We start from the raw sequence: 23262 nt of genomic DNA, 5'->3' as shown, positions 1-23262 counted from the left end.
TACGGAGTCACAGGCTCCTGGCGATTTTTCGAGTTTTATCCTTAAAGGTGCGGCGACCCAAGCTACACGCGGTTTGCTTAACCTAGGGTGGGACGGTCTGCCACACTTTTTAAGATACAAGGGTGGGCACTGCCCACCATTGGGGAAACTATTTTCCAGAACTCCCATCAGCGCTGCCACGCCCGACTCAATAAACAGGCTAAGTCAACGCCCCACCGCAGCTCGACCCGGCCCCAGCCGTGCAGCCGTAGCAGAAGGGGCGCGTCTGTATCTCTGTGATCAGGTCGAGCGAGTTGGCGGTCAGCAGGTCGGCCACAGTTAGGGGCTGACCGCTGGGCGATAGGGAGGGCACCGACTCCATTTGGTTAAAGTCGCAGTCGTAGAGAACACCCTCGTAGTCGACCGAGAGCTGGTTGCGGCACATTAGGTTGGGTACGGTGGCGGGGTTGTGGTGGTCGGCTAAAAAGCGCAGGTAGGGCCAGTAGAGGTCTTTGCCCTGCAAATACTGCTTGACTCGACCGATGGGCAGGTTGGTAATGGTGTAGAGGTGGTTAAAGACGATGCCAAAGTGCGATCGCAAATATTCCTCATAATCGCTCTGCAGCCCCACCTGGCTGGGAGTCAGCGAAAACTCAGCGCTGCGGGGCACGGGCGGGTTGTAAACCAGGTCTAGGCCCAGGGCCGGGTCGTGGCCGTAGCCCAGCTGGTTGAGCCGCTGCAAGGCCCGAATTGACTCGCTATAGACTCCAGCTCCTCGCTGCTTGTCGACATTGTCTTCGAGATAGCAGGGTAGCGAAGCCACCACCTGCACCTGGTGGCGGGCAAAGTAGTCGGGCAAATCCTCAAAGCCTGGCGCAAAAAAGATCGTCAGATTCGATCGCACCATGACCGTTTTTCCTAGCCCTCGCGCTGCCTCGACCAGAGGGCGAAAGCCGTAGTTCATCTCGGGGGCACCGCCGGTCAAATCGACGGTGGTAATTTGCGGAAACCGCCGCATTAGCTCGATCAGCTGGTCGGTCACAGCTGGGGAAAGCTCTTCGGTGCGGTTGGGGCCAGCCTCGACGTGGCAGTGGGTACAGGCCAGATTGCACTTGCGGCCCAGATTGATTTGCAGCACGCCAATCGGCAGTTTAGTCAGGGGCTGATCGAGCCGCTGGTCAAAGGGGGTAACGGTAGCGACAGGAGAGGGGGGAGACTGAACCATGAAAACTATGTCAGTAAAACAGCATTGGTAATACGATTACCCAGTCGGCTTGGATAACAGCCGGGCGTGCCGACGGTCGAAGGCAGCTTTTGGCATTAGAACCCAAAGGGCTGAGAACAGCCTGAGAACGGCTCTACTGCGCTTCTCCATTCTGCCAGGCTCAATTCTGTCGGGCCACGACTTGGGGGTACAAATGTTGGCTCCCGTTTGCTAGTCGGCCTCACGGCCGCCCTGGATTGGCAGCCGCTCTCCGTCTACCCTAACCTGGTCGCGGCCCTGATGTTTAGCGCTATAGAGGGCATCGTCGGCCCGCTTAACTAGCTGGGCGGGGCTGCCGTCGCTGGCGGGTAGGGCGCTGGCCACCCCAAAACTCATGGTAACGATCTTAGCCACCGCCGACCCCTCATGGGCAATCCGGTGACTGCGAACCAGCAGGCGAATGTCTTCGGCTACGGTTTCGGCACCTTTTAGGTCGGTGTTGGGCAGCACCAGCACAAACTCCTCGCCGCCGTAGCGAGCCACCAGGTCGCCGGGGCGCTTGGCGGCTCGGGTGAGCAGGCGGGCCACTAGCCGCAGGCAGTTGTCGCCCGCCTGATGACCGTAGCGATCGTTGAACCCCTTAAAACTGTCAATATCTGCCATAATCAGCGACAGTGGGCCGTTTTCGCGGCTCATGCGCCGCCACTCTCGGTCGAGGTATTGCTCGAAGCGACGGCGATTGGCGACCTGGGTGAGGCCATCCAGGTAGGCCATGCGCTTGAGCCGCTGGTTGGCCAGCGTTAGCTCGCGGTGCATTTTGGCCTGCTGGATAGCGATGCCGACCTGGGTGGCCAGGTTTTGCAGCAGCCGCACATCGGGGGTGCGCCAGGCTCGCGGCGATCGGCACTGGTGGGCAATCAGCAGCCCCCACAGGGTTTGATCTTCCAGCAGGGGCACCACTATTTCGGCCTGAATTTGAAAGTATTCTAGAAACGCTAGCTGGCTGGGGGGCAAGTTTTGGGTGTAAATGTTTTCGACGGCCAGCCCCCGTCCGGCCCGATAGTGAGCCAAAAACTTTTCGCCCACCGACCAGGGGTCGCGCAGCGACCAGCCCAGCATGGGTGGGTAGGCCTCCGCACACGATTCTTGAATGACCTCACCACTCATATCGGCCCCACACTGGATCACAATGACGCGATCGGCTTCGATAAACGCCTGCACCGAGGTCACAGTCTGCGCCAAAATGCTGTCTAAATCGAGCAGGTGCCGAATGCGCTGGGCAATTTCGGCGACCAGCCGCTCCCGTTGAGACTGGAGCTTGATTTCAGCCTCGGCCCGCTTTTGATCGGATACATCGAGGGTGACCCCAGCCAGTCGGGGGGCGTGTTCGCCGTCGTCAAATACCTGCCCCCGAGCCGACAGCCAGCGAGTCTGACCGTCGCGGTGCAGCACGCGAAACTCGACTCCGTAGCGCTGTTTGAGCTGAATTGACCGCTGTAGGGCCTGGTGTATGGCAGCCTGATCGTCTTTGTGTAGGTAGGTAAAGAGAGTGTCATAGCTACCGTCAAACTCGCCCGGAGCTAGCCCCAAAAGCCGCTCCTGCTCATCAGAAATCACAATGGTTCCCTGGGCCAAATCCCAGTCCCAGGTACCCATTTGGGCTCCCTGGAGAGCCAGCGCTAGCCGCTCTTGCTGCTGCTGAAATAGGGCGGCGGCGTAGTGGCAGGCCGTGAGTTCGGCCCTGCCCGACGATACCATTTCGGCATCGTCGGGCAGGGTACAGAAGCCGTTTGGGGTCAGCAGACCCAGCCAGTGGTGGGCTTGATCGACTACGGGCAGGTAGGGCTGTTCGGGATGGAGGCGGCTAAAGCCTTGGGGCCAGGGCGGGGAGGTGTTGAGGGGTCGCAGCCAGTCGATGGGGGTCATCCAGAGGGCGACCGAAGTTTGGCTAAAGTTGACCTGGTAAGTAGCGGCCTGAGCGGCGTTGTCGTAGCTAAACACCCCCGACAACGCCCCACTGCGGTAGACCAGAGCATAGGTTTTGGCGGCTTGACCCATCGCTTTGATGACCCGCTGCAGGGTGTCCTCTGCCTCCACGCTAAGGGGCGAGGAATCAATGGTTGCTGTTAAGGCAGCGGCGCTGACCAGGTCGTTTTCAAGCACAGATTCGGGAGCCGGGATAGGTCATTAATGTTGAGAGAGTGGAAAGGCGAGGGGCAGTGGAGGTAGGGTTGGTGGGTACGGGATGATGCCGCAACGGCTTGTGATGTCAGCGGTGATGGCTGTTGTGGTTGTAATGCATACCACAGTGCACACACTTAGGATCTAGAATGCCCGTCGCTCGCTGCAGGTGGGTCATTATTGAGGAGGGCTTAACAACTGGCTGGGGGAAGGGGCTGCGTGTCTCTACCGAAATTGGGATTCAGATTTTACTGGCCTACGCTACAGGGCAAATCAGTTAAATCACGGAAGTAGACAGGGCAGTGGGATGGGCTCTTCGGGTTGGCGAGGGGGAGTTCTCTAGGCCGAATTCTCTATACTAGAAGGATGTATTTGTCCTAAATTGAGCGTATTCTTCTGTCTGAGCTGCCGTTGATTCACCAAGAGACTCTGAACCTGCTGGAATGGCCTCGGCTATGCCAGCACCTATCTACCTTTGCGGCGACCAAAATGGGTACGCTGGCGGCTCAGGCCCTGGCGGCCCCGGCTAGCCAGGCGGGCAGTCAGGCGCTGCTGGCCCAGACCCAGGAGGCCTATTGGCTAGAGGAACACAACAATGGCCTCAACTTTGGCGGCATTCGTGATGTTGGTGCAGCGGTAGAGCGGGCCTACCGTCAGGGGTTGCTGAGCGGCGAGGAGCTGCTGGCGATCGCAACCACCCTCAACGGAGCCCGCCAGCTGCGCCGCACCATCGACAGCCAGCCGCCGGAAGACTTGCCGGTGCTGCAGGATCTGGTGGCCGACCTCAGTACCCACCCCGACCTAGAGCAGCAGATCTACCACTGCATCGACGATCGCGGCGATGTGACCGACCGGGCCAGCGCCAAGCTGGGGGGCATTCGCGATCGCATCAAATCGACCCGCCAGGATATTCAGCAGCGGCTGCAGCGCATTTTGCAGCGCCAGGCCGGAGCCATGCAGGAGCCTCTGATTACCCAGCGGGGCGATCGCTTTGTGCTGCCCGTCAAAGCACCCCAAAAAGATGCCGTACCCGGCATTGTGCACGATGCCTCGGCCAGTGGGGCCACCCTTTACATTGAGCCCCAGGCGGTGGTCGAGTTGGGCAACCGCCTGCGCCAGCTGCAGCGCCAGGAAAAAACCGAGGAAGAGATCATTCTGCGCCAGCTCAGCGATGCGGTGGCGTTGGTTTACGACGATCTGTCTGCGCTGCTGGCCATTGTCACCGAGCTAGATTTGGCCCACGCCCGCGCCCGCTACTCGCTGTGGTTGGGGGCCAACCCGCCCCGCTTTACCGAACCCCATGAGCAGACCACCCTGCGCCAGCTGCGTCACCCCCTGCTGGTGTGGCAGCAGCGCCACGAGCAAGGCCCAGAGGTGGTGCCGATCAACCTGCTGATTCGCCCCGACCTGCGGGTAGTGGCCATTACCGGCCCCAATACCGGCGGCAAAACCGTTACCCTCAAAACCCTGGGGCTGGCGGCGCTGATGGCCCGCGCTGGTCTTTACATACCCGCCCGCGAGCCGGTAGAGCTGCCCTGGTTTGGGCAGGTGCTAGCCGACATCGGCGACGAGCAGTCGATTGAGCAAAGCCTGTCGACGTTTTCGGGCCACATTCGCCGCATTGGCCGCATCTTGGCCGCATTGGGGAATGGAGGCGAGGGAGATGAGGTAGGTGAGGCGAGTTTCGCGTCAGCCTCTGCAGAATCCACAGCAAATTCTGCCTTGCTACAGGAYYRWSWCTTANNNTANNCATCCCCCCATCCCCCATCCCCCCCGCCTACCCACCCACCCACCAACGCCCTCGTTCTGCTCGACGAAGTTGGCGCGGGCACCGACCCCAGCGAGGGTACGGCGCTGGCGATCGCGCTGCTGAAGCACCTGGCCAATCGGGCGCGGTTGACGATGGCGACTACCCACTACGGCGAGCTGAAGGCGCTGAAGTATCAAGATGCGCGGTTTGAGAACGCCTCGGTGGAGTTTGATGAGGCAACGCTGTCGCCGACCTACCGGCTGCTGTGGGGCATTCCAGGGCGATCGAATGCGCTGGCGATCGCGCGGCGTCTGGGGCTCAACGCCGGGGTGATCGACGCGGCTACGACCCTAATGGCGACCGGTGCCCGAGAGGATGTTAACCAGGTGATTGCCGGACTGGAGGCTCAGCGCCGCGACCAGGAGAATCGATCGCAGGCGGCGGCGGACCTGCTGGCGGCCACCGAGAAGCTCCACGATGAGGTGCAGCGCCGGGCCGACCTGCTGCGCGATCGCGAGCAGGAACTCAAACTCCAGCAGCAGGCGGCGGTGCAGCAGGCGATCGCCGACGCCAAGCGCGACATCGCTAAGGTGATTCGTCGCTTGCAGCAGGGCGATGCTACGGCCCAGGATGCGCAGCGGGCCACGGCGGCGATCGATGCGATCGCCCAATCCCGTCTGCCTGCGGCAGCGCCAGCGCCAGCGAAACCGGGCTACCGGCCAGGGGTAGGCGATCGCGTGCGCATCCCCAGCCTGGGCCAAACCGCCGAGGTGCTCACCGCCCCCGACGACGACCACCGCATTACCGTGCGCTTTGGGCTGATGAAAACCACCGTCAGCCTGGCCGATATCGAGTCGCTGCGGGGTGAAAAGGCCGAGGTGCCCGTTAAGACAAAGCCCGTCGATACCGTACCCGCCGCCCAAGCCGCGCCCCCGGCCCCGGCCATTCGTACCAGCCGCAACACCATCGACCTGCGCGGTATGCGGGTGGCCGAGTCGGAGGCGGTGCTCGAGGAGGCGATTGCCAAAGGCAGCGGTGCCCTGTGGATTATCCACGGCCACGGTACCGGCAAGCTCAAAGCGGGAGTGCACGAGTACCTCAAGCGCCATCCGCAGATTCAGCGGTTTGAGCCTGCGGCCCAGGCCGACGGCGGCACTGGGGTCACGGTGGCCTATTTGTAGAGGGTAGGGGTTTGTTCAAAATCTCGCCTGATTGTAGGTCTCTGGTTACGACTGAAAAATGTCGTAGCGCATTTTTTCAAGTTCGCGCTTGAGAACTTCAATATCCGTAGAGCAAATTTGGTAAACCTCCTCTGGGTCGATATCAAAATAATCGTGGGCTAGGATATTTCTAATGCCTTTAATATCTGACCAGTTGACATCAGGATAGCGAGCAAACCAAGCGTCACCAACAATTTTGTGAATTCTTCTAATATTTTCGCTAATGGCAATTAGCATCTAGCCGGTCGAGGCCTTCGTCGCTGGACACAAATCGTCGGCATGATTGATGGTTGCAAAGCGGCGTTCAATTCTACGAATCGCTTCTTCTACTTCAAGCAGCAACTCCAAGAGAAGAGAGCGATCATACATAGATAGCATCTTGATTGATTCTGGCTTTAAGAAAAGGATTCATTGACTCTCTGTATCGAATGAGATCCACCTCCCGGCCAAATACTTCCTCAAGCACGGCCTTCAGCCGTGCTCGTTTTAGCATGTCTGGACGCATATGGACAACTACATCAATATCGCTATCACCATAGGCTTCGTTTCTAGCTACTGAACCAAAAATGCCGATTCTGCTGATTGAATACTGCTTTACTAGCTGAGGCTTAATCGCCTGGAGTCGGCTCAGTACCTGCTCTCTAACGGCAAAATTGGTCGGGTGTATTGGCATAACAGCGCTCTCAGGTGTTTATTCCTAGGCTGCCTAAGCAGACGGGGCGGTAGGCAACGGCGACTCTGGGGGCTTACATAAAAAATCATAACCTCTTGGCTGAGTCTGCTCGATTGGTCTCGGCACTCTGTATCGAAATCGGTAACAACGCCATTGGCCGGAGATCGCCGTGGCACAGTGAATGGACTAGCTTCTATAGATGAGTGTGAGGCCCATGAAAATTAAGTCTTTTACCCCCAGACGAATGGCGGCGGCGGCGGTGATGTCTGCAACCCTGGTCTCGGGGCTCGGTTTTGTGCCTGTCTTTACTCCCACCGCGATCGCCCAGGAGGCTGCCATGAGAACGCTAACCGTAACTGGCCAGGGTGAGGAGTCGGTGCAGACAACCAAAACTCGGGTCGAACTCGGGGTCGATGTGCAGGGTACCGATGCGGCCGCCGTTCAGCGCGAGGTGGCCCAGCGCACCTCAGCGGTGGTTGAGCTACTGCGATCGCGCTCGGTCGAAAAGCTTGAGACCACAGGCATTCAGCTCAGCCCCCGCTACAACTACGAGAACGGTCGCCAGGATGTGATTGGCTACACCGGCAGCAACACCGTTAGCTTTCGTATGCCCACCGAGAGCGTTGGGTCGCTGATCGACGATGCGGTGAATGCCGGGGCTAACCAAATTCGCGGCGTCAGCTTTGTGGCCGACGAGGCTGCACTGGAGGCGGCTCGTCAGCAGGCGCTGCGCGAAGCCGTAGAAGATGCCCAGACTCAGGCGGGCGTGGTGCTGGGGAGCCTGAGCCTGCGATCGCAGGAGATTGTCGGCGTTCAAATTAACGGAGCGGCACCGCCTGTGCCGGTGCCCATGATGCGCCGGGCCGAGTACGGAGCCATGCAGAACGATGCCTCAACTCCAGTAGTAGGGGGCGAGCAAACGGTCCAGGCTCAGGTGACCCTACAGATTCGCTACTAAGGAACCTGGCTGAATGCCCAGAGGCCGTGGGCAGATCTGGGATCAGGTCGCAGGACGCCGATGCGGCCGCGCCTCAGCCCCAGCGGAAGTTCGTGAGCCATTGCGCGTATCCTAGAGAGAGCGTGTCGTTATCAAGACACGCTCTTTTTTTGTCGCTTATCGTTTGACTACTATGCCTGAGCTTGTCAGCATTCAGGTGGGCCTGCCCCAAACCCTGGGCACCGATGCCGCCCCTAACCCCATGGATCAGCGCTGGACCACCGGTTTTTTTAAGCAGCCAGTTGAGGGGGAGGTGTGGCTGAGCACGACTAACCTGGCAGGCGACGGTCAGGCCGATTTAAAGAACCACGGCGGCATTGATAAGGCGGTGTTGGCCTACAGCGCCGAGCACTACCCTGACTGGCGATCGCACCTCAACCACCCCGAGCTGCCCTACGGCGGTTTTGGCGAAAACTTTACGGTGGTAGGGCAAACCGAAGCGGACGTCTGCATCGGCGACATCTATGCGATCGGCAACGCCAGGGTGCAGGTTTCGCAGCCTCGACAGCCCTGCTGGAAGCTCTCCCGCCGCTGGCGCATCGCCGATCTGGCCCTTCAGGTGAAAGCCAACGGTCGCAGCGGCTGGTATTTTCGGGTGCTGCAGGAGGGCGCGGTACAGGCGGGGCTGGCGATAACCCTGTGCGATCGCCCCTACCCCCAGTGGACCGTAGCCCGAGCCAACCACATCATGCACCACGACCTGAGCGATCGAGCGGCGGCGGCTGAGCTAGCCCGGTGCCCCCTACTCTCGCGCAACTGGCAGGAAAAACTGCTCAAGCGGGGTGCGCCGTCCTAGCCAGGGTTTCGGGCTGAGCCAGGTTACAGACCTGCGCCGGTTGTCGAGACACAATTCGCAGCTCGTGGGGGTAGCGCGGGCGCGGATCATCCACAAGCCAGATGGGTGGTACCATCGTGGCCTCATAGCCCTCGATGGCGTAAAGGATGCCAGGTTCGTCAACCCGCTCGACCAGGGTGCCGGGCAGGTATTCAAACAGCTCGTCCCAGGCGATGGGCGAGTCTGGTGCTAAGTCTGGCGCTAGGTCGGTTAATGAATCGGGATGCATCAGACGTAAAAGTGGCTCTTGTGCAGCAGCGTTTCGCCGTGGTCGGGCACCCAGGCGACCCAGGTGTCGGGCGATGCCTGGCAAAGCAGTTTGGCCTCGGCGGCGGCGTACTCGTTGGGCCGGTCGGCCAGCGTTACCCAGGTGTCACGGGTATAGGCAATGTGGCAAACCGGGGGCCAGCCCGAAGTAAGTTGAGCGTCGGCTTGAGACTGAAGTTGCGGGGTCATAGGTCGCCTTTCTAAGTTCACTGCTGGCGACGGCACCCTCTTTGGCAAAGGTGAAGAGGGCTAGTCGAGCATTTCTGTATCTATTTTTACAGAATGCGCACAAATGTGCCGCGATCGCGCTAGATAAGTTCACAAACCATGACTTATTGGCCTGTGCGGCTTGGGCAATGCTCAGAAGGTTGCTAGGTAGGCTGACGCCAAAACCCCTGGTGCAGCGCCAAAATCTCCGCCTCTACCGCCGCGATCGGTCCCCAGACGCGAATGGCTTTTTGGCCGTGGTCAAATACGTAGCGGCAGGGCACATTCAGCGTTGGGTTTGCCGCGTGGTCGCCTGTAATTCTCAGCAGCAGCAGCTCTGAAATGCCGTAGACCAACCGCCCCACATTGGCCCAGTACTGCGCCCCAGCACACATAACGCAGGGTTCAACCGTGGTGTAGAGAGTGCAGTCCCACAAAAAAGCGGGCTCAAACTCGGCGTAGGCGCGCTGCATCAGGGTCAATTCGGCGTGGTTGACCGCATCTACGTTGCCCTGCTCCAACAGCACGGTGGCATGGTCAGGGGCTACCAAAATTGCCCCAAAGGGATGGTGCCCCTCAGCCATGGCCACCTGGGCGATTTGGTTAGCTCGCTGCAGGTGTTCAATCATTTGCACAGATGTAGGGTTGTTCATAGCGCACGACGGCATTTCTTCACTTTAAAGGGGCGAGGTTTTAATGGGTAAGATATAGATAAATCTATGCTAAAAAACTGGTAAAGCTATAGTTTGCGGGGCAGCATATTTCACTGATTAAATAAATGATACAACGGTACCTTTTGCCCATTTCCTCGCTAAGCACAGGTGAATCTTTTGCTAGAGGCTGAGTTAAAAAAGTCTCTGACTAACGACGAATAACAGGCTACCAAAAAAACTCTAACCTGTAAGACAAAGCGGGTTGATTAGCACTCTAATTTTTTTAGTTTGCCAAACCAGTTTTCCCGTATAGATAGACAGTGTTGTTTGTTCTCAGGAACCCAAACTATGAAAATTAATGCTTTGTCGAAATGGATCGGGGCCAGTGCCCTTGCGGTTAGCATGGCCGTTCTGCCCTCTCTCAACATGCCTGCTCAAGCCACCGCAAATGACCCAGTAGCACCCACTCAAAACGTTGCTACCGAAGATGATGGCTTTGACTGGGGCTGGCTAGGTCTGCTGGGTCTGCTAGGTCTGGCTGGCTTGAAGGGGCGCGATCGCCATACAACTACCACAACCGATCGCGTTGGTACGACTTCTGACTACAGCCAGCGTTACTAAATCGGTGGTCTAGCCGCGGTGCAAACCAAACCAAACCAAAAAGCAGGGGTCCCAACCGGTCTCCCTGCTTTTTGGTTTAGCTAGCAAAAAAAAGACTATTTCTACCTACTTACGATTCGCAACAGTTCAGCCAGGGCTGTACAGCCCTGGCTGATGTTCGAACCTAGCTGGTGGGCGGTTGGTTGAGCGCTTGCCGAGCTTGGCGCAGTTCATCGCTGTTGCCTTCAACAACCAGGCGAAACTGACGAGACAGGTCGGGATCACCCTTGATTTTTTCGCTCACCGGCTGGCTATCTCGCACCCCTTTGCCCACTAGTGCACCAAATATTGCACCTGCAAGCGCGAAGCCAAGCACCATGAGGCGGCTAAGGTTTGAATGGGGATAGTCTCCAGTCATTTGAAAGACGATAATGATGGTGGCAAACACGCCCAGCGCGCCACCCAAGAATCCGCCCGCAAAGAAACCTGCCTGCCCGCCTACGGTTGTACCCTGAGCGTACACTTGGGTAGTGGGGGAAACATGGTCGTCAACGTAGACTCGCTGCCCCATGATGCCGGCGTCTTGAATAGCTTTTTTAGCCTGGTCAGCTTCACGACGGCTGCCGTAGACCGCAATGACTTCACTGTTTTGCCTGGTTTGCATTGTTTGGGCTGTCATAGGATAAATTCCTTAAATGCTAAATACTGTTTAAACCTTGAGCAGGGCGTATGGCTCAGCCTCGAACCTGGCCCAAGATTCACCTTTTATAATGACAACCTCAGCCATAACCATGCTCTGTAGATAGATAGACTTGCAGGCCGAGCCATCAGTCCTTTATTCGTACTCCGTTTGGTTGTTAACTAGATGGTTTTACGACCTTCTAGGCGCTTAGAAATGAATAACTAAGTAAGTGCATAGTAAAAAAACTATTCTCTAGTCACTATTAAAACGGTTAGGACAGGTAGCATTTTAGGAACGCTGGCTATACGTCAGTTCGCTACCTCAATTATCGCAATGGCCGATTGCCCATGCCTGAGCTAACCGGTTATTGCGATAAAATTATTTTTTTCTTTAATTCTTTTCCTTTATCCAGAGTAGCAAAATAAAAAAGCGGCATTGAAACTAAATCAATGCCGCTTGCTCACACGTGATCAGAACTTTGACTGGACTCCTACATGATTCCCCAAAAATGGAGCACGCCCTGCCCGGAGAAGAGTTCGATAAGAATGGCCGAAAGAAAGCCAATCATCGCCAGGCGACCGTTCCAAATTTCGGCACTGGGAACGAAGCCCCAGTTCCAGTGGGTACCAGGATAGAAGTAAGGCTGTTTCACGTCTTCAGTTACAGTCGAGCGCTCTTTAACGTTTTGCATTTGAATTACCTTGGTTGACGTCACTGACAACAACTTAACAATGCTAAATAAAAGAACCATCCTTCCATAGAGACAGATCAAGATGGTTTAGAGCAGCGGCTTGATCTGCTTTTGGAGGGATACCTTTTATGGCCAAGTTAACAACAGATTAATGAAACACTGCGAAGAGCGATCGCGCCAGGGGTAGCCAAATTTTAGTCAACCCAAACTGTTAGGATTTATACCGTTTAATCAGTCGCTACACTAACAGTAATGGCCAGTAATGGCCGCTAGAAAAGATCGGTCGCAATGTACAGGACAATCTGCCATGAAATTGGGTCAGAGCTTGCTGATGTTAGGGGTTGTTGTTGTGGGGGTGGGGGTTTTGGCTTTTTGGGCCTACAGTGCGGCTTCTGCCCCTTTGCCGGAGGGCTTTCCGCCGCCCACAGCCGAGGGTGAGATTGAGCTTAAGCAGTATCCAGCCTACCGAGCCGCGACAGTGCAGGTCACGGGCGATCTGGCCAATGCCTCCTCCCGAGGGTTCTCGCCCCTGTTTCGCCACATTAGCAGCAACGATATCTCGATGACGGCTCCGGTCGAGACGCGGTACCCTGCGGCAACGCTCCAGGAGGGGGCAGCGGTGGCGCAGGGAGAGGCCGCTGTTTCGTTTTTATACCGCAGCTTAGATATCGTGCCCCAGGCGGTGGCCCAAGATGTACAGGTAGACGACGTTCCACCGATGACGGTGGTCAGCATTGGCGTCAGGGGTGGCTACGACTACGATATTTATGCCCGCAGCATCGCACGGCTTCGGGCCTGGCTGTTGGCCAATCCCGACTACGCCGTAGCGGGGTTACCCCGACGGTTTTTCTACGATGGGCCTTACGTTCCCGACCCGATCAAGCGGAGCGACATTCAGATTCCGGTGCAGCGCCGCTAGGGTGTGTAATCAATTCCCGCTACAGTCCTTATTGCATTGGCGTGTTGCCACGCCCGACCCAAAGAACAGGCTAGGGGTGTGGGGCGATTTAGGCTAGTTGGCCCAATCCGCCCCACGCGAAGCGATGACATGACCTATAGCGTTGCGGCCGCCTACTGGTCTACGGTACTGGGGTCCATATACATAAGTTCCCAAATATGGCCGTCTGGATCTTGAAACCCGTGGGCATACATAAACCCGTGGTTCTGTGGGTCGCTGTAGGTGGTGCCACCGGCATCGAGGGCTTTGCTCACCATCGTATCGACCTCTTCGCGGTTATCGCAAGATAGGCACACCAGCACTTCCGTACTTTTGGTAGCGTCGCAAATTGCTTTGGGCGTAAACATTTTGAACTTTTCTTCAGTCAGAAGCATGACGAAGATGTCGTCGCTGACCACCATACAGGTAGCTGTTTCGTCCGTGAATTGAGGATTAAACGAGAAGCCAAGCTGGGTAAAGAACTCAACCGACTGGTCGAGGTTTTTGATGGGCAAATTAACGAAAATTTTACGTCCCATGGGGGCTCCTTGGTAAGGTTAGAAGGGTTTCGCTGCGGTTTTGCGCTGGCGATCTGAGCTATTAAAGTCGGGCTTTGTCTTCTAGTCGAATGGAAGTGGGCAAAATCGACGGGTTAAAACCAGCTTGTTTAGAAAAATTGGCAAGCCCTGGGTGCAGGTTTTGCCCGCTCCTACTGGTCGGTGGGTAGGCCAGTCAGCTCTAGAATGGGGCGAATTTCGACGGTGCCTTTATACACCGAGGGAATGCGTCCGGCGATCGCGATCGCGTCATCGAGGTCCTGCGCATCAATTAAAAAGTAGCCGCCTAGCTGTTCTCGGGTTTCGGCAAAGGGGCCATCGGTCACCAGTCGTTTGCCGTCGCGCACCCGCACGCTGGTAGCCGTAGTGACCGAGTGCAGGGGGGAAGCCCCCAGGTATTTGCCGCTGGCGTGCAGGTCTTGGGTCAGCTGCACCGACTCTTGGTAGCAGCGCTGCTGCTCATCGTCGGTCCAGGCATTTTCGTCGCTGTAAATCAGCAGCATGTATTTCATGGTTTGGCCTCCAACGTTCATGGGTAAGAGCGGCTACTGTCGATGGTAGTGGGCCGTCATAAACTGGTGCCACTGGCCATCGTCGGTCAAAATTTGTGAGGTCATGATGCGGTGGTTGTCGTCAACAAACTTAATAATGTCTTTGTAGGGAGCCATAGCGGTTTCACCAAAATTAGGCCCCTCAGTTTCTAAGGTAAGGGTTGTTTTGGCCTCATTGAGCGCGCCGCTGTAGATCCAGAGGTGGGTCATCATCGAGCCGACAAAGGTGCCGGTGTAGCGCTGGGTTTGAGGGTCGTAGCCGAGGGTCATGATGGTCGTCCCGGTGTCGCCATCCGGCATTTCGCCTTCGCCTTCGGCTACCACCCAGAGCCCGTCCAGGCTGCGCACCACCTCAGTACCGCGAGTTTTTGAGGGGGGCTGGTCGGGTCCCATGCTGCACTCACATTCGCTGACCCATTTGCCCACGAGTTTGTCGAGCCAGCGGTGTTCTGCCTGCGGTTCAATCTGCATAATGTTTCTCCTAAAGTTGTTGAAAAGGTGGTTGAACGAGTGGTTGCACGGAGCGAGCAAATGGGTTCTGTAACCCGGCCCTACCCCGCTTACCGATGTGCTTACCCGTAGGTAGGCCGCTGCGGCCAGCCGGGGGGAGAATCTTCAAAGTCTTCCTGACGGCCGTAGGGGGTCAAGTCGAGCAGGCTGTAGGCGTCGGTCAGGCCTTCGCACCCCCGCGCATAGGTCGAATAGGTGTGAAAAACGTCGTCGTCGATGCGAAAGAACACGCTCATACCGTGGCGTTCGCCAGCGGTAGACTGCTGGTCCTGACCGTTCGAACTCGACTGGTCGCGGTAGTTGTACTGCACCGGGGCAACCGATGCATCTAGCGAGACGTGGAAGTCGTAGTTGAAGTCGCGGCCAAAGGAGGAAACCCAGGGCAAAGTCCACTGGTGGCGAGCTTTGTAGGCCTCAAGCTTGGCTAGCGGCGCGCGGGAAATGAGCGCGAATGTGGTGTCGCGATCGCCCAGCAAGCTCAGGTTGCCCAGGGCGTTGACCAGGCCAGTACAGCCCGAGCAGCCGTTGTCCCACTCAGGGGCAAACATAAAGTGGTAGACAATCAGTTGAGGGCGACCCTCAAACAGATCGAGCAGGCTGGTTTCACCATCAGGGCCTTCAAAGCGGTAGGTTTTCTCTAGCTTGACCATTGGCAGACGGCGGCGCTTGGCATTGACGCGATCGCGCTGTTTGGTCAGCTCTTTTTCCTCGGCTAGCAGCGCCTTGCGATCGGCCAGCCAGGTTTCTGGCGATACCACCGGGGGATGTGCGCGAGTATTGGTGGTCATGACGGGTTCTCCTTACAAAAAGACAGGTCTTTAGTACACATTGGTCTCCAAGGTTTTGCTCTGGTTAACCTGGGCGTTAATCTCCTCATCGGCTGGGCGAATCTCAAAGGGGCCGCTGCGAACGCCGGGATGATGCGACATCAGCTGAATGGCGTGGTTGAGATCGCGGGCCTCCAGCATTAAGATGCCGCCGAGCTGCTCTTTGGTCTCGGCAAAGGGGCCATCGGTGACGGTCACTTTGCCGTTTTGGTAGCGCAGCGTGGCCGCGTTTTTGACGCTTTGCAACGCTTCTCCACCAATGAAATGGCCGCTGCGCTTTAGTTCATCGTCGTAGGCAAAACAGTCAGCCATCAGAGCCGCCTGTTCGGCTTCAGAAAGCCTGTCCCACTGCGCTTCGTCGAAGTAGCCCAGACAGATAAATTTCATGGTTGCCTCCAAAAGTGGGTCTGAATTGGTCACCTTTGTGGAGTAGTCGTTCGGCGAGACCGCAAATCGACAGGGCTACAAAAAAACTTTTAAATTGCGGAGGCACTGACCTCAGGATCAGAATTCAATCAGGTGGGATAGCCGTTTCGGCTGTACACAGTTAAGCAGGATGCTTAACCTACGAGGCTCATTGACAAATCGATACACCTCTGAGAGGGCTACCTTCTCAGACCAGCTCGCGCAGACGGCTTTCTAAAAATCGACGCTCAGGCTCTTGCTTAACCAGTTCTAACGCCCGCTGGTAAGAGGCTCTGGCAGCAGCGGTTTCCCCTAGCCGTCGGCACAGGTCGGCCCGGGCCGCGTGGGCCAGGTGGTAGTTGGCCAGATCACCCTCGGCCAAAATCTCATCCAGCAGTTGCAACCCCGCCTGCGGTCCATCGCGCATAGCGACGGCGACAGCTCGATTGAGCTGCACCACGGGGGAGGGTTCGATTTGAGCCAGCAAACCATAGAGACCGACAATCTGTGTCCAGTCGGTGGTGGCGGGGCTAGGGGCCTCGGCATGAACGGCGGCGATCGCGGCCTGCAGTGCGTAGGGGCCAACCTGCTGCGACGACAGCGCCTGCTGCACCAGGGCTCGCCCCTCGGCAATTTGGGCCTGGTTCCACCGGCTGCGGTCCTGGTCGGCCAGCAAAATTAAGTCACCCTCGGGGGAAGTGCGAGCCGCCCGCCGCGACTCCTGCAGCAGCATCAGCGCCAGCAGCCCCATTACCTCTGGGTTGGGCAGCAGCTCCATCACCAGTCGCCCCAGCCGAATCGCCTCGCCCGATAGGTCGGCGCGGGTTAGCGATGGGCCAGAGGAGGCCGCGTAGCCCTCGTTAAACACCAGGTAGATAACCTGCAGGACGGTATCTAAGCGATCGGGCAGATCCTCTATCGACGGCACCTGGTAGGGAATGCCCGCCGCGCGAATTTTGGCCTTGGCCCGCACAATCCGCTGGGCCAGGGTAGGGGGCGCAACCAAAAAGGCGCTGGCAATCTCTTCGGTTTTGAGGCCGCAAACTTCCCGCAGGGTGAGCGCTACCTGGGCATCCTGGGGCAGCGAAGGATGGCAGCAGGTAAAGATCAGCCGCAGGCGATCGTCCTCGACATCTTCATCGGCTCTGACATCGGGTTCAGCGGCATCGATCCGCTCGGCCAGTTCGGCCAGGGAAGCGTCGAAACGGGTGCGCCGCCGAATCGTATCAATGGCTCTAAACCGACCCACCGAAACCAGCCAGGCGCGTGGGTTGTTCGGAGCACCATCTCGGGGCCACTGCTCCATAGCGACGGCAAAGGCTTCATGTAGAGCTTCTTCGGCCAGGTCAAAGTCGCCCAGCAGCCGAATCAGCGTGGCAAACACTCGCCGCGACTCGGCGCGGTAAACGGCATCCACCTGCCTCTGCACCGAATTGGACTCGTTCATAGGGCATGATCCCGAAACCAAGGTCCGTCCTCTTGGTTCAGTCTAATATAGTTTGTCCGTACTATTACCCATTGCCGGGATTGTTCGAGATCGGCTTGTGCTACGCAGCTAGGCTTGCCCACTAGCTAATCACGACTAGTCACGGCAGCTCACGACTGATCACAGCGGTCGGGCTGCCCCCTGGTGGCCCCTGGTACTTGTCGCTTCCCGACATACGAAGCATGGAATGTTGTCCAGCGGAGGCGATCGCAGCACCAGCGCCCTGGCCGCGCGGGTGTGATTGATCTCGAAGTTGGACTTTAAACAGGAAGCCGAATAGGTGAATTGGAAAGTTAGTTTTCCTTGGTAAAGCCTCATAAATTTCAAGCAATTACACGCTTTTTTATGAGCTGGTCACTACAAAAACGGTACAGAATATCCGCTGACTGCGCACAGGTGGACAGCCTTTCAATATAGGTCTAGCGAGAGATGTAGCGCCTGGTATATGCGTTGAACATGTTTGAAGCCCCAGCGCTCTGAACTCATTCTTTTAATGGTACCTGCGCATGTCAGAGTCAACGCGGTTTTAAGACCGAAGTACGCTTAGGAAGCAACTATTGTGAGTCAAAGCATTAAGGTTGAAAAGACAGTAACGATTGATAAACCCGCCGCAGAACTCTACAGCTTTTGGCGTCAATTTGAGAATTTGCCTCGCTTTACAAGGCACCTCAAAGACGTGAGAGTGATCAGCGACAACCGATCACACTGGGTCATAACTGGACCTTTAGATGGAACGGTTGAGTGGGATGCAGAAATTGTTGACGATCGCCCCAACGAATTAATTGCCTGGAAGTCGGTTCCTGGAGCAGACGTTGACAACGCTGGCTCTGTTCAATTTAAAGCCGCTCCGGGTAATCGTGGCACCGAGGTCAAAGTGGTCACAGTTTATAACCCGCCTGGTGGGGTAATTGGAAACATGCTGGCAAAGCTGTTTGGTGAATCGCCCGAACAGCAAATCGGCGACGACCTGGCCCGTTTCAAAATGCTCATGGAAGCAGGCGAAATTGCTACAAACGATGGTCAGCCATCGGGACATTCTCACTCAAAGGATTAATCACAATGAAAGCAGTTTGTTGGCACGGTGCGGAAGATGTGCGAGTGGAGACAGTGCCCGATCCCACCATCCTCAATCCGCGGGATGCCATTCTCAAAGTGACCTCTACAACCATCTGCGGTTCCGATTTACACATTTACGATGGGTTTATCCCTACTATGGAGCCCGGTGATATTCTTGGGCACGAGTTTATGGGAGAAATTGTTGAAGTTGGGGCTGAGGTAAAGCGTCTGAAGAAGGGCGATCGCACGGTAGTCTCTTCGATTATTGGCTGTGGTCACTGCTGGCATTGCAACCAGCAGCAGTGGTCCCTGTGCGATAACTCCAACCCAAACAGCTGGATGCTGGAAAAAATTTACGGCCATGGCACCGCAGGAATTTTCGGCTACTCCCACGCCTTTGGCGGTTATGCGGGTTCGTTTGCTGAGTACATCCGCATCCCCTTTGCCGATTACACCGCCACCGCTGTGCCCAAAGGCATTCCCGATGAGAAGCTGCTGCCTGTTTCTGATGCCTTTCCGACCGGGTATATGGGAGCAGACCTGTGCCACATTCAACCAGGCGACATTGTTGCGGTCTGGGGCTGTGGGCCGGTGGGTCAATTTGCCATGCTAAGTGCCTATTTACTGGGCGCAGAGCGCGTCATTGGCATCGATCGCTTTCCTGAGCGCCTGCAGCTTGCCAGAGACTTTGCCAAGGCTGAAACGCTCAACTACGAAGAGGTAGATGTGCTCGAAGCGCTCAAAGAAATGACGGGAGGACGGGGTCCTGATGCCTGTATTGATGCGGTTGGCATGGAAGCCCACGGCCAGGGACCGGAGGGGTTGTACGACAAAGCCAAACAAGCCATCCGCTTAGAAACCGATCGCCCGCACGTGCTCCGGCAAATGATTTTGGCCTGTCGCAAGGGTGGCACCTTGTCCATCATGGGGGTCTATGGCGGCTTTGTAGACAAAATGCCGATGGGCGCAGCAATGAACAAAGGCCTGACCTTTAGAATGGGGCAAATGTTTGGTCCAAAGTATATTCCCAAGCTAGTGGAGCACGTGCTGAACGGCGACGTTGACCCCTCCGTGGTGCTAACCCACCGCCTGCCCCTAACCGAAGCAAAGCAGGGCTTTGAAATGTTCAAGCACAAGCAAGACCAGTGCATCAAGGTGATGTTTCAGCCCGACTAGGGGGTATGTCAAGCGCTAAGGCGGGCTGAGCTGGCTCCGTTAGGCCATCGGTTTTGCCCATCACTGCCACAGTGTTGGGGTCGAGCCGCCCAGCCCGCTCAGGTCATCGGGGCCGTTCTGGGCCACCGTAAAGACATAAACTTTCACAGAGCGCTATCCGCTTCCGTAAAGCCTAACGACTGCAGCGCCTGCGCTACCTTGGCTCGGTGGCTAGCTTCCCAGTCGGTGAGCGACTGGGCGGCATCGGCATCGCTACGCTGCTGGGCCGCCTGCCAAACGGCCTCCTGCTGAGCGGCAGGAATTACAGCAATACCCTCTTCATCGGCCACCACCATATCCCCAGGGCTAACCTGCACACCGCCGCAGACAATCGGCTGATTCAGTGTGCCCAACTGCTTTTTTTGACCCGGCACCGGCATTACCCCGCGGGCAAACACCGGAAACCGAGCTTCGCGCACTTCGGCCACGTCGCGAATAACACCATCGACCACAAAGCCAGCAATGCCCCGGTTTTGGGCGATCGCACAGACATTGCCCCCCGCCACTGCGTAGTCAACATCGCCCGCCTGCACCACGATCACAGAACCGGGGGTCGCCCGGTAGATGGCGGCGTGCAGCATCAGGTTATCGCCGGCTGGGCATCGCACGGTGTAGGCGGGGCCAGCCAGCCGAGGAATGCGGGGCCACAGTTCTCGTATACCCATATCCATTACCTGGGTACGCCCCAGAGTATCGGCGTAGGCGGTGGGGGAAATAGCCGTAAATTTTGATGCGTTGTTCACAGGGTAATTCGCCAGCCTGGCCTAAACACTGCTCAAATACTAGGGCGTATCATCAATTCTCGCTACAATCCTTGTCCCATCAGCATCGTAGGGTGGGCAGTGCCCACCAGTTATGAGCGACTGCCATCCACCGTACATAGAGTTTGGCGTTAGGGGCAACCTCGTTCGTTCAATTCACATCCCATAGAGACAGAAATGCGATTAATAAAGCCTCCAAGTCGCTTTGACCGGAGGCTTTATTAATCGCAGATAGAGTCAGGTGGGTAGGTTTAAAGCAACTACAGCCGCGTATTGGCCAGATTTTGACGAGGGTCGGTGGTGCGGCTGGCGCGAATTTGCTCGTAGAGCTGGCGTTCGGCATCGCTTAGGGTGCTGGGCGGCATGATCACAACTTTGATCAGCAGGTCGCCGCGATCGCCCTTGGGGTTCGGCCAGCCTTTGCCTCGCAGCCGCAGGCTCTGGCCAGAGCGTATGCCCGCCGGTAAGTTCATCGTGACGCTGCCGTCGGGGGTGGGCACGTCAATTTTGCCGCCCAGCACCGCTTCGTCGGGGGTAATCGGCACCTCGGCGGTGAGGCTGTCGCCCTCCAGCTTAAAGAAGCTGTGAGTATCGAGCTGCACCACCAGGTAAATGTCGGCGGGCTGCTTGCTGTAGGGGTTCATTGGCCCTTTGCCCTTGAGGCGAATTTTGCTGCCCTGTTTCGCCCCCGGCGGAATGCGCACCTCAACGCTGTCGTTGCCAATGCGCAGGCGCTTTTGCGCCCCGTGGAACGCTTCGCTAAAGCTGAGGCGAATGCTGGCCTCCTGGTCAAAAGACTGACCAGCTCCGGCTGTGTCGTAGCCAAAGCCAGGGCCAGCACCGCCGCCAGGGGTACCGTAGGAGTACGATCGCCCGCCGCTGCCAGGGGTCGAAAAGCGACCCAGCAGCTCGTTGATAAACTCGTCGAAGCTACCGTAATTGCTGAAGTCAAAGCCACCATCGCCAGGGCTGCCATAGGCTCCACCAAAGGGGCTGCCGTAGGCTCCGCCCGCCCCGGCCCGGCTGGCCTGCTGCCAGTACTGGCCGTACTGGTCATATTTTTTGCGCTTGTCGTCGTCAGAGAGCACTTCGTAGGCTTCGCTGACCTCTTTAAACTTGGCCTCAGCGGCTTTGTCGTTGGGGTTAACGTCGGGGTGGTACTTGCGGGCCAGCTTGCGAAATGACTGTTTAATCTCATCAGCACTCGCCGTACGGCTGACGCCAAGCACCGCATAGTAGTCTTTAAAGCCCGTAGCAGCCATTCCAATCCTCCTAAAAACCCGCGCCTGCGTTGGCCCTGAGGGGCCTGTCTTCGACCATCGCCCCGAAGGCGATTTTATTGTAGTCAACTCTGGGCCTGGGGAGTGGCATTGTCACGTTTGCCTCAGCCCTGCCAACCTTTGGGTCGACCACCTTTGGATTTAGCCTAGCAAACCCACTGCCCTAGAGAAGTTCGGTTTTCCAGGTCAAAACCGGTATGGGTAGCTGATCGCGCTAGCAAATTCCGACGACGGCATCGAGTTCGGCGTAGTCGGGCAGGGTAGTATCGATGGCGATGCCCCGGCGAATGACGACGCGATCGCTCTGGGGCCGCGACAGCATCTCGCCAAAGCCGCGGGCCTTAAACACGACCAAATCAGCGGGGCGACCCACGCCAATAATGCCGGCATCGAGGCCCATGATTTGGGCCGGGGTACGCGTTACCGCCTGGGGCCAGTCGCCAATCGGGCGATCGAGCTGGCCAATGCGTACCGATTGGGTAAACACCTCCACCATGTCGTGGTCGCCGTAGGCAAAAAAGGCGTCGCGGCAGTTGTCGCTGGCCAAAGCCACCGCCACCTCAAACTGGCGCAGTTCGGGCAGCAGGGTAACCCCCCGGTAGCGCGGCATGCGACCCTGCTGACGATCTTGCAGGTAGAGGTTGCACATGGGCAGGCTGACGACACTCACCCCGGCGGTTTTGAGCAGGGCTAGGGTGGCTTGGGCGCGATCGCTGGTCTGCACCGAGAGGCTGCAGCAGTGGCCGCAGTTAACGTTACCCGCAAAGCGGCGGCGCAGCTTGGTTTCAGCCACAATTCGCAGCCCCTCCGCCTCGGAGTTCAGGCTCTCATCGGCGTGAAAATCGAGGTCTAGCCCGCGCGCCTCGGCTAGGGCAAAGGCGCGATCGATCTGCGCCTCCAGGCCTGGTTGCGGATAGATCACGCCGCCCAAAATGCCGCCGTACTGGGCGACGGTATCGGCTAGCCCCTCGGCCTCGGGGCGATCGTAGTAATCCATCGGCACCAGGCTAACAGCCTGCAGCGTCAGCCGGTCGGCCCACTCCTGCCGCAGCCGATTGAATACCGCAAAGCTAATCTTTTCCTGGCCATCCAGGCAGTCGAGGTGGGTTCTCACCGCCTGGGTGCCGTGGGCATAGCTGCACCGCAGCCCAAACGACATGCGGGGGTAGAGGTCGGCGGCGCTCCAGTGGCGGTGGTCGGCGGCGGCGGCCTCGAGAGCCGCCTCGAAGGTGCCATTGGGGTTGGGGCTACGCAACCAGGTGTGGCCCTTGTCGAGGTGGGTGTGGCAGTCGGCAAAGCAGGGCCACACCAGGCCCTGGCTCAGGTCGTAGCGGGGCAGGCCATCGTCTGGAGGTGAGGCGGCGGGGGCTAACGCTGCGATCGCCCCCGCCTGCACCTGCAGGTGAACCGCAACCAGGTTTTCTGAGCGGGGCGGGGCAGCCAGCTCGGCGATCGGGGTCAGCGGGGGACCTGCCCCATCCAGGCAGGCCAGGGGAATGCGGGCGTTGCAGAGCCAGTAGTCGGCAGGTTGTGCTGCCCGGAGATCCGTGAGGGGTAAAGTCATGGCACCAAGGTATCACTAAGGAATAGGGATTTTGTTTAATCCGCGCGGGCTAGGCGTTCTGCCTATCCCCTAGGTAGCCCGAGACAGCCATTTGCGATGTTAATCCTTCGTTCCCAAGGTTTGTTTCCCCACAGCATTCCGCCCGATCAACGGCTGAAAAGTTGCTCCCTCGCC

The 23262-nt window shown here is 57.6% G+C and carries 25 protein-coding genes; 7 read left to right on the top strand and 18 right to left on the bottom strand.

All coding sequences use genetic code 11. The features are described from left to right. Positions 1-199 precede the first annotated feature (199 nt). Together arsS and IQ265_RS26260 are read right to left on the bottom strand one after the other, a co-directional pair. Complete coding sequence (arsS, locus tag IQ265_RS26265) at positions 200-1204, bottom strand: arsenosugar biosynthesis radical SAM (seleno)protein ArsS (protein WP_194059110.1); 1005 nt, start codon at positions 1202-1204, stop codon at positions 200-202. Between the two features lie 210 nt (positions 1205-1414). Next, a complete protein-coding gene (locus IQ265_RS26260) occupies positions 1415-3346 on the bottom strand; it encodes a diguanylate cyclase (RefSeq protein ID WP_194059104.1) in 1932 nt (643 codons plus the stop codon). 429 nt (positions 3347-3775) lie between these two features. On the opposite strand from IQ265_RS26260, the gene IQ265_RS26255 reads away from it, so the two are divergent. Next, a complete protein-coding gene (locus IQ265_RS26255; protein ID WP_194059100.1) occupies positions 3776-6295 on the top strand; it encodes an endonuclease MutS2 in 2520 nt (839 codons plus the stop codon). A gap of 45 nt (positions 6296-6340) precedes the next feature. Here IQ265_RS26255 and IQ265_RS29170 read toward each other — a convergent pair whose 3' ends face one another. Both IQ265_RS29170 and IQ265_RS26245 read right to left on the bottom strand, forming a co-directional pair. Continuing rightward, positions 6341-6571, bottom strand: a complete 231-nt coding sequence (locus IQ265_RS29170) for a HepT-like ribonuclease domain-containing protein (protein ID WP_228038535.1) — start codon at positions 6569-6571, stop codon at positions 6341-6343. A gap of 124 nt (positions 6572-6695) precedes the next feature. After that, positions 6696-7007 carry a nucleotidyltransferase family protein gene (locus tag IQ265_RS26245; RefSeq protein ID WP_194059098.1) on the bottom strand — a complete coding sequence of 104 codons (312 nt, stop codon included), beginning with the start codon at positions 7005-7007 and terminating at the stop codon, positions 6696-6698. 262 nt (positions 7008-7269) lie between these two features. On the opposite strand from IQ265_RS26245, the gene IQ265_RS26240 reads away from it, so the two are divergent. Together IQ265_RS26240 and IQ265_RS26235 are read left to right on the top strand one after the other, a co-directional pair. Continuing rightward, positions 7270-7965, top strand: coding sequence for an SIMPL domain-containing protein (locus IQ265_RS26240; protein WP_194059120.1), 696 nt, complete (start codon positions 7270-7272; stop codon positions 7963-7965). Positions 7966-8137: 172 nt separating this feature from the next. Further along, positions 8138-8800, top strand: coding sequence for an MOSC domain-containing protein (locus tag IQ265_RS26235; RefSeq protein WP_194059096.1), 663 nt, complete (start codon positions 8138-8140; stop codon positions 8798-8800). Here the strand turns inward: IQ265_RS26235 and IQ265_RS26230 are convergent. From IQ265_RS26230 to IQ265_RS26220, 3 genes are all read right to left on the bottom strand, one after another. Further along, on the bottom strand, positions 8778-9068 hold the full coding sequence (locus IQ265_RS26230; protein WP_194059094.1) for a hypothetical protein: 291 nt from the start codon (positions 9066-9068) through the stop codon (positions 8778-8780). The two genes, IQ265_RS26235 and IQ265_RS26230, sit on opposite strands and share 23 nt — an antisense overlap. Next, positions 9068-9295, bottom strand: a complete 228-nt coding sequence (locus IQ265_RS26225) for a hypothetical protein (protein ID WP_194059092.1) — start codon at positions 9293-9295, stop codon at positions 9068-9070. The genes IQ265_RS26230 and IQ265_RS26225 overlap by 1 nt, the downstream gene beginning before the upstream one ends. A 182-nt stretch (positions 9296-9477) precedes the next feature. Further along, positions 9478-9966 (bottom strand): nucleoside deaminase, encoded by a 489-nt coding sequence (locus IQ265_RS26220; protein WP_228038532.1) that lies wholly within the window; start codon positions 9964-9966, stop codon positions 9478-9480. A gap of 348 nt (positions 9967-10314) precedes the next feature. Between IQ265_RS26220 and IQ265_RS26215 the strand changes: the two genes are divergently transcribed. Next, positions 10315-10587 (top strand): WGxxGxxG family protein, encoded by a 273-nt coding sequence (locus IQ265_RS26215; RefSeq protein WP_194059091.1) that lies wholly within the window; start codon positions 10315-10317, stop codon positions 10585-10587. Positions 10588-10750: 163 nt separating this feature from the next. Here the strand turns inward: IQ265_RS26215 and IQ265_RS26210 are convergent, their stop codons facing one another. Then, positions 10751-11245 carry a hypothetical protein gene (locus tag IQ265_RS26210; RefSeq protein ID WP_194059090.1) on the bottom strand — a complete coding sequence of 165 codons (495 nt, stop codon included), beginning with the start codon at positions 11243-11245 and terminating at the stop codon, positions 10751-10753. A gap of 493 nt (positions 11246-11738) precedes the next feature. Next, positions 11739-11999 carry a chlorophyll a/b-binding protein gene (locus IQ265_RS26205; protein WP_347405023.1) on the bottom strand — a complete coding sequence of 87 codons (261 nt, stop codon included), beginning with the start codon at positions 11997-11999 and terminating at the stop codon, positions 11739-11741. A gap of 247 nt (positions 12000-12246) precedes the next feature. Between IQ265_RS26205 and IQ265_RS26200 the strand changes: the two genes are divergently transcribed. Continuing rightward, on the top strand, positions 12247-12858 hold the full coding sequence (locus tag IQ265_RS26200; RefSeq protein WP_194059088.1) for a heme-binding protein: 612 nt from the start codon (positions 12247-12249) through the stop codon (positions 12856-12858). Between the two features lie 152 nt (positions 12859-13010). On the opposite strand, the gene IQ265_RS26195 is transcribed toward IQ265_RS26200, so the two are convergent. The 6 genes from IQ265_RS26195 to IQ265_RS26170 all read right to left on the bottom strand — a co-directional run bounded on the left by IQ265_RS26195 (position 13011) and on the right by IQ265_RS26170 (position 17173). After that, positions 13011-13415, bottom strand: coding sequence for a VOC family protein (locus tag IQ265_RS26195; protein WP_194059087.1), 405 nt, complete (start codon positions 13413-13415; stop codon positions 13011-13013). Positions 13416-13585: 170 nt separating this feature from the next. Then, positions 13586-13945, bottom strand: coding sequence for a YciI family protein (locus IQ265_RS26190; protein WP_194059116.1), 360 nt, complete (start codon positions 13943-13945; stop codon positions 13586-13588). A gap of 33 nt (positions 13946-13978) precedes the next feature. After that, entirely contained in the window at positions 13979-14455 is a 477-nt protein-coding gene (locus IQ265_RS26185; RefSeq protein WP_194059086.1) for a DUF1579 domain-containing protein, read from the bottom strand. 101 nt (positions 14456-14556) lie between these two features. Beyond that, positions 14557-15282, bottom strand: coding sequence for a DUF899 domain-containing protein (locus IQ265_RS26180; protein WP_194059084.1), 726 nt, complete (start codon positions 15280-15282; stop codon positions 14557-14559). 30 nt (positions 15283-15312) lie between these two features. Further along, positions 15313-15708: a YciI family protein gene (locus IQ265_RS26175; RefSeq protein ID WP_194059083.1), complete on the bottom strand. Its 396-nt coding sequence runs from the start codon at positions 15706-15708 to the stop codon at positions 15313-15315. A 226-nt stretch (positions 15709-15934) separates the two neighbouring features. Beyond that, positions 15935-17173 (bottom strand): RNA polymerase sigma factor, encoded by a 1239-nt coding sequence (locus IQ265_RS26170; RefSeq protein ID WP_194059082.1) that lies wholly within the window; start codon positions 17171-17173, stop codon positions 15935-15937. Between the two features lie 598 nt (positions 17174-17771). On the opposite strand from IQ265_RS26170, the gene IQ265_RS26165 reads away from it, so the two are divergent. Further along, positions 17772-18266 carry an SRPBCC family protein gene (locus IQ265_RS26165; protein ID WP_194059062.1) on the top strand — a complete coding sequence of 165 codons (495 nt, stop codon included), beginning with the start codon at positions 17772-17774 and terminating at the stop codon, positions 18264-18266. Between the two features lie 5 nt (positions 18267-18271). Continuing rightward, positions 18272-19444, top strand: coding sequence for a zinc-dependent alcohol dehydrogenase (locus tag IQ265_RS26160; protein ID WP_194059060.1), 1173 nt, complete (start codon positions 18272-18274; stop codon positions 19442-19444). A 143-nt stretch (positions 19445-19587) separates the two neighbouring features. Here the strand turns inward: IQ265_RS26160 and IQ265_RS26155 are convergent, their stop codons facing one another. From IQ265_RS26155 to IQ265_RS26145, 3 genes are all read right to left on the bottom strand, one after another. Further along, entirely contained in the window at positions 19588-20226 is a 639-nt protein-coding gene (locus IQ265_RS26155) for an RraA family protein (RefSeq protein ID WP_194059058.1), read from the bottom strand. Positions 20227-20504: 278 nt separating this feature from the next. Then, positions 20505-21506: a DnaJ C-terminal domain-containing protein gene (locus tag IQ265_RS26150; protein ID WP_194059056.1), complete on the bottom strand. Its 1002-nt coding sequence runs from the start codon at positions 21504-21506 to the stop codon at positions 20505-20507. 232 nt (positions 21507-21738) lie between these two features. Continuing rightward, a complete protein-coding gene (locus IQ265_RS26145) occupies positions 21739-23088 on the bottom strand; it encodes a cytosine deaminase (RefSeq protein WP_194059054.1) in 1350 nt (449 codons plus the stop codon). Positions 23089-23262 lie beyond the last annotated feature (174 nt).

The sequence above is a fragment of the Nodosilinea sp. LEGE 06152 genome, assembly GCF_015207525.1.
GTDB lineage: Bacteria > Cyanobacteriota > Cyanobacteriia > Phormidesmidales > Phormidesmidaceae > Nodosilinea.
The sequence above is the reverse complement of the archived record's forward strand: the minus strand, read 5'-3'. Positions and strand labels throughout refer to the sequence as shown.

Coding starts and splice junctions, on each gene's coding strand:
- IQ265_RS26160 (WP_194059060.1), top strand. CDS start 18,272: ATGAAAGCAGTTTGTTGGCACGGTGCGGAAGATGTGCGAGTGGAGACA.
- IQ265_RS26220 (WP_228038532.1), bottom strand. CDS start 9,966: ATGAACAACCCTACATCTGTGCAAATGATTGAACACCTGCAGCGAGCT.
- IQ265_RS26245 (WP_194059098.1), bottom strand. CDS start 7,007: ATGCCAATACACCCGACCAATTTTGCCGTTAGAGAGCAGGTACTGAGC.
- IQ265_RS26210 (WP_194059090.1), bottom strand. CDS start 11,245: ATGACAGCCCAAACAATGCAAACCAGGCAAAACAGTGAAGTCATTGCG.
- IQ265_RS26215 (WP_194059091.1), top strand. CDS start 10,315: ATGAAAATTAATGCTTTGTCGAAATGGATCGGGGCCAGTGCCCTTGCG.
- IQ265_RS26185 (WP_194059086.1), bottom strand. CDS start 14,455: ATGCAGATTGAACCGCAGGCAGAACACCGCTGGCTCGACAAACTCGTG.
- IQ265_RS26175 (WP_194059083.1), bottom strand. CDS start 15,708: ATGAAATTTATCTGTCTGGGCTACTTCGACGAAGCGCAGTGGGACAGG.
- IQ265_RS26150 (WP_194059056.1), bottom strand. CDS start 21,506: ATGGCTGCTACGGGCTTTAAAGACTACTATGCGGTGCTTGGCGTCAGC.
- IQ265_RS26200 (WP_194059088.1), top strand. CDS start 12,247: ATGAAATTGGGTCAGAGCTTGCTGATGTTAGGGGTTGTTGTTGTGGGG.
- IQ265_RS26240 (WP_194059120.1), top strand. CDS start 7,270: ATGTCTGCAACCCTGGTCTCGGGGCTCGGTTTTGTGCCTGTCTTTACT.
- IQ265_RS26225 (WP_194059092.1), bottom strand. CDS start 9,295: ATGACCCCGCAACTTCAGTCTCAAGCCGACGCTCAACTTACTTCGGGC.
- IQ265_RS26195 (WP_194059087.1), bottom strand. CDS start 13,415: ATGGGACGTAAAATTTTCGTTAATTTGCCCATCAAAAACCTCGACCAG.
- IQ265_RS26235 (WP_194059096.1), top strand. CDS start 8,138: ATGCCTGAGCTTGTCAGCATTCAGGTGGGCCTGCCCCAAACCCTGGGC.
- IQ265_RS26190 (WP_194059116.1), bottom strand. CDS start 13,945: ATGAAATACATGCTGCTGATTTACAGCGACGAAAATGCCTGGACCGAC.
- IQ265_RS26145 (WP_194059054.1), bottom strand. CDS start 23,088: ATGACTTTACCCCTCACGGATCTCCGGGCAGCACAACCTGCCGACTAC.
- arsS (WP_194059110.1), bottom strand. CDS start 1,204: ATGGTTCAGTCTCCCCCCTCTCCTGTCGCTACCGTTACCCCCTTTGAC.
- IQ265_RS26230 (WP_194059094.1), bottom strand. CDS start 9,068: ATGCATCCCGATTCATTAACCGACCTAGCGCCAGACTTAGCACCAGAC.
- IQ265_RS29170 (WP_228038535.1), bottom strand. CDS start 6,571: ATGCTAATTGCCATTAGCGAAAATATTAGAAGAATTCACAAAATTGTT.
- IQ265_RS26170 (WP_194059082.1), bottom strand. CDS start 17,173: ATGAACGAGTCCAATTCGGTGCAGAGGCAGGTGGATGCCGTTTACCGC.
- IQ265_RS26205 (WP_347405023.1), bottom strand. CDS start 11,999: ATGGTTCTTTTATTTAGCATTGTTAAGTTGTTGTCAGTGACGTCAACC.
- IQ265_RS26180 (WP_194059084.1), bottom strand. CDS start 15,282: ATGACCACCAATACTCGCGCACATCCCCCGGTGGTATCGCCAGAAACC.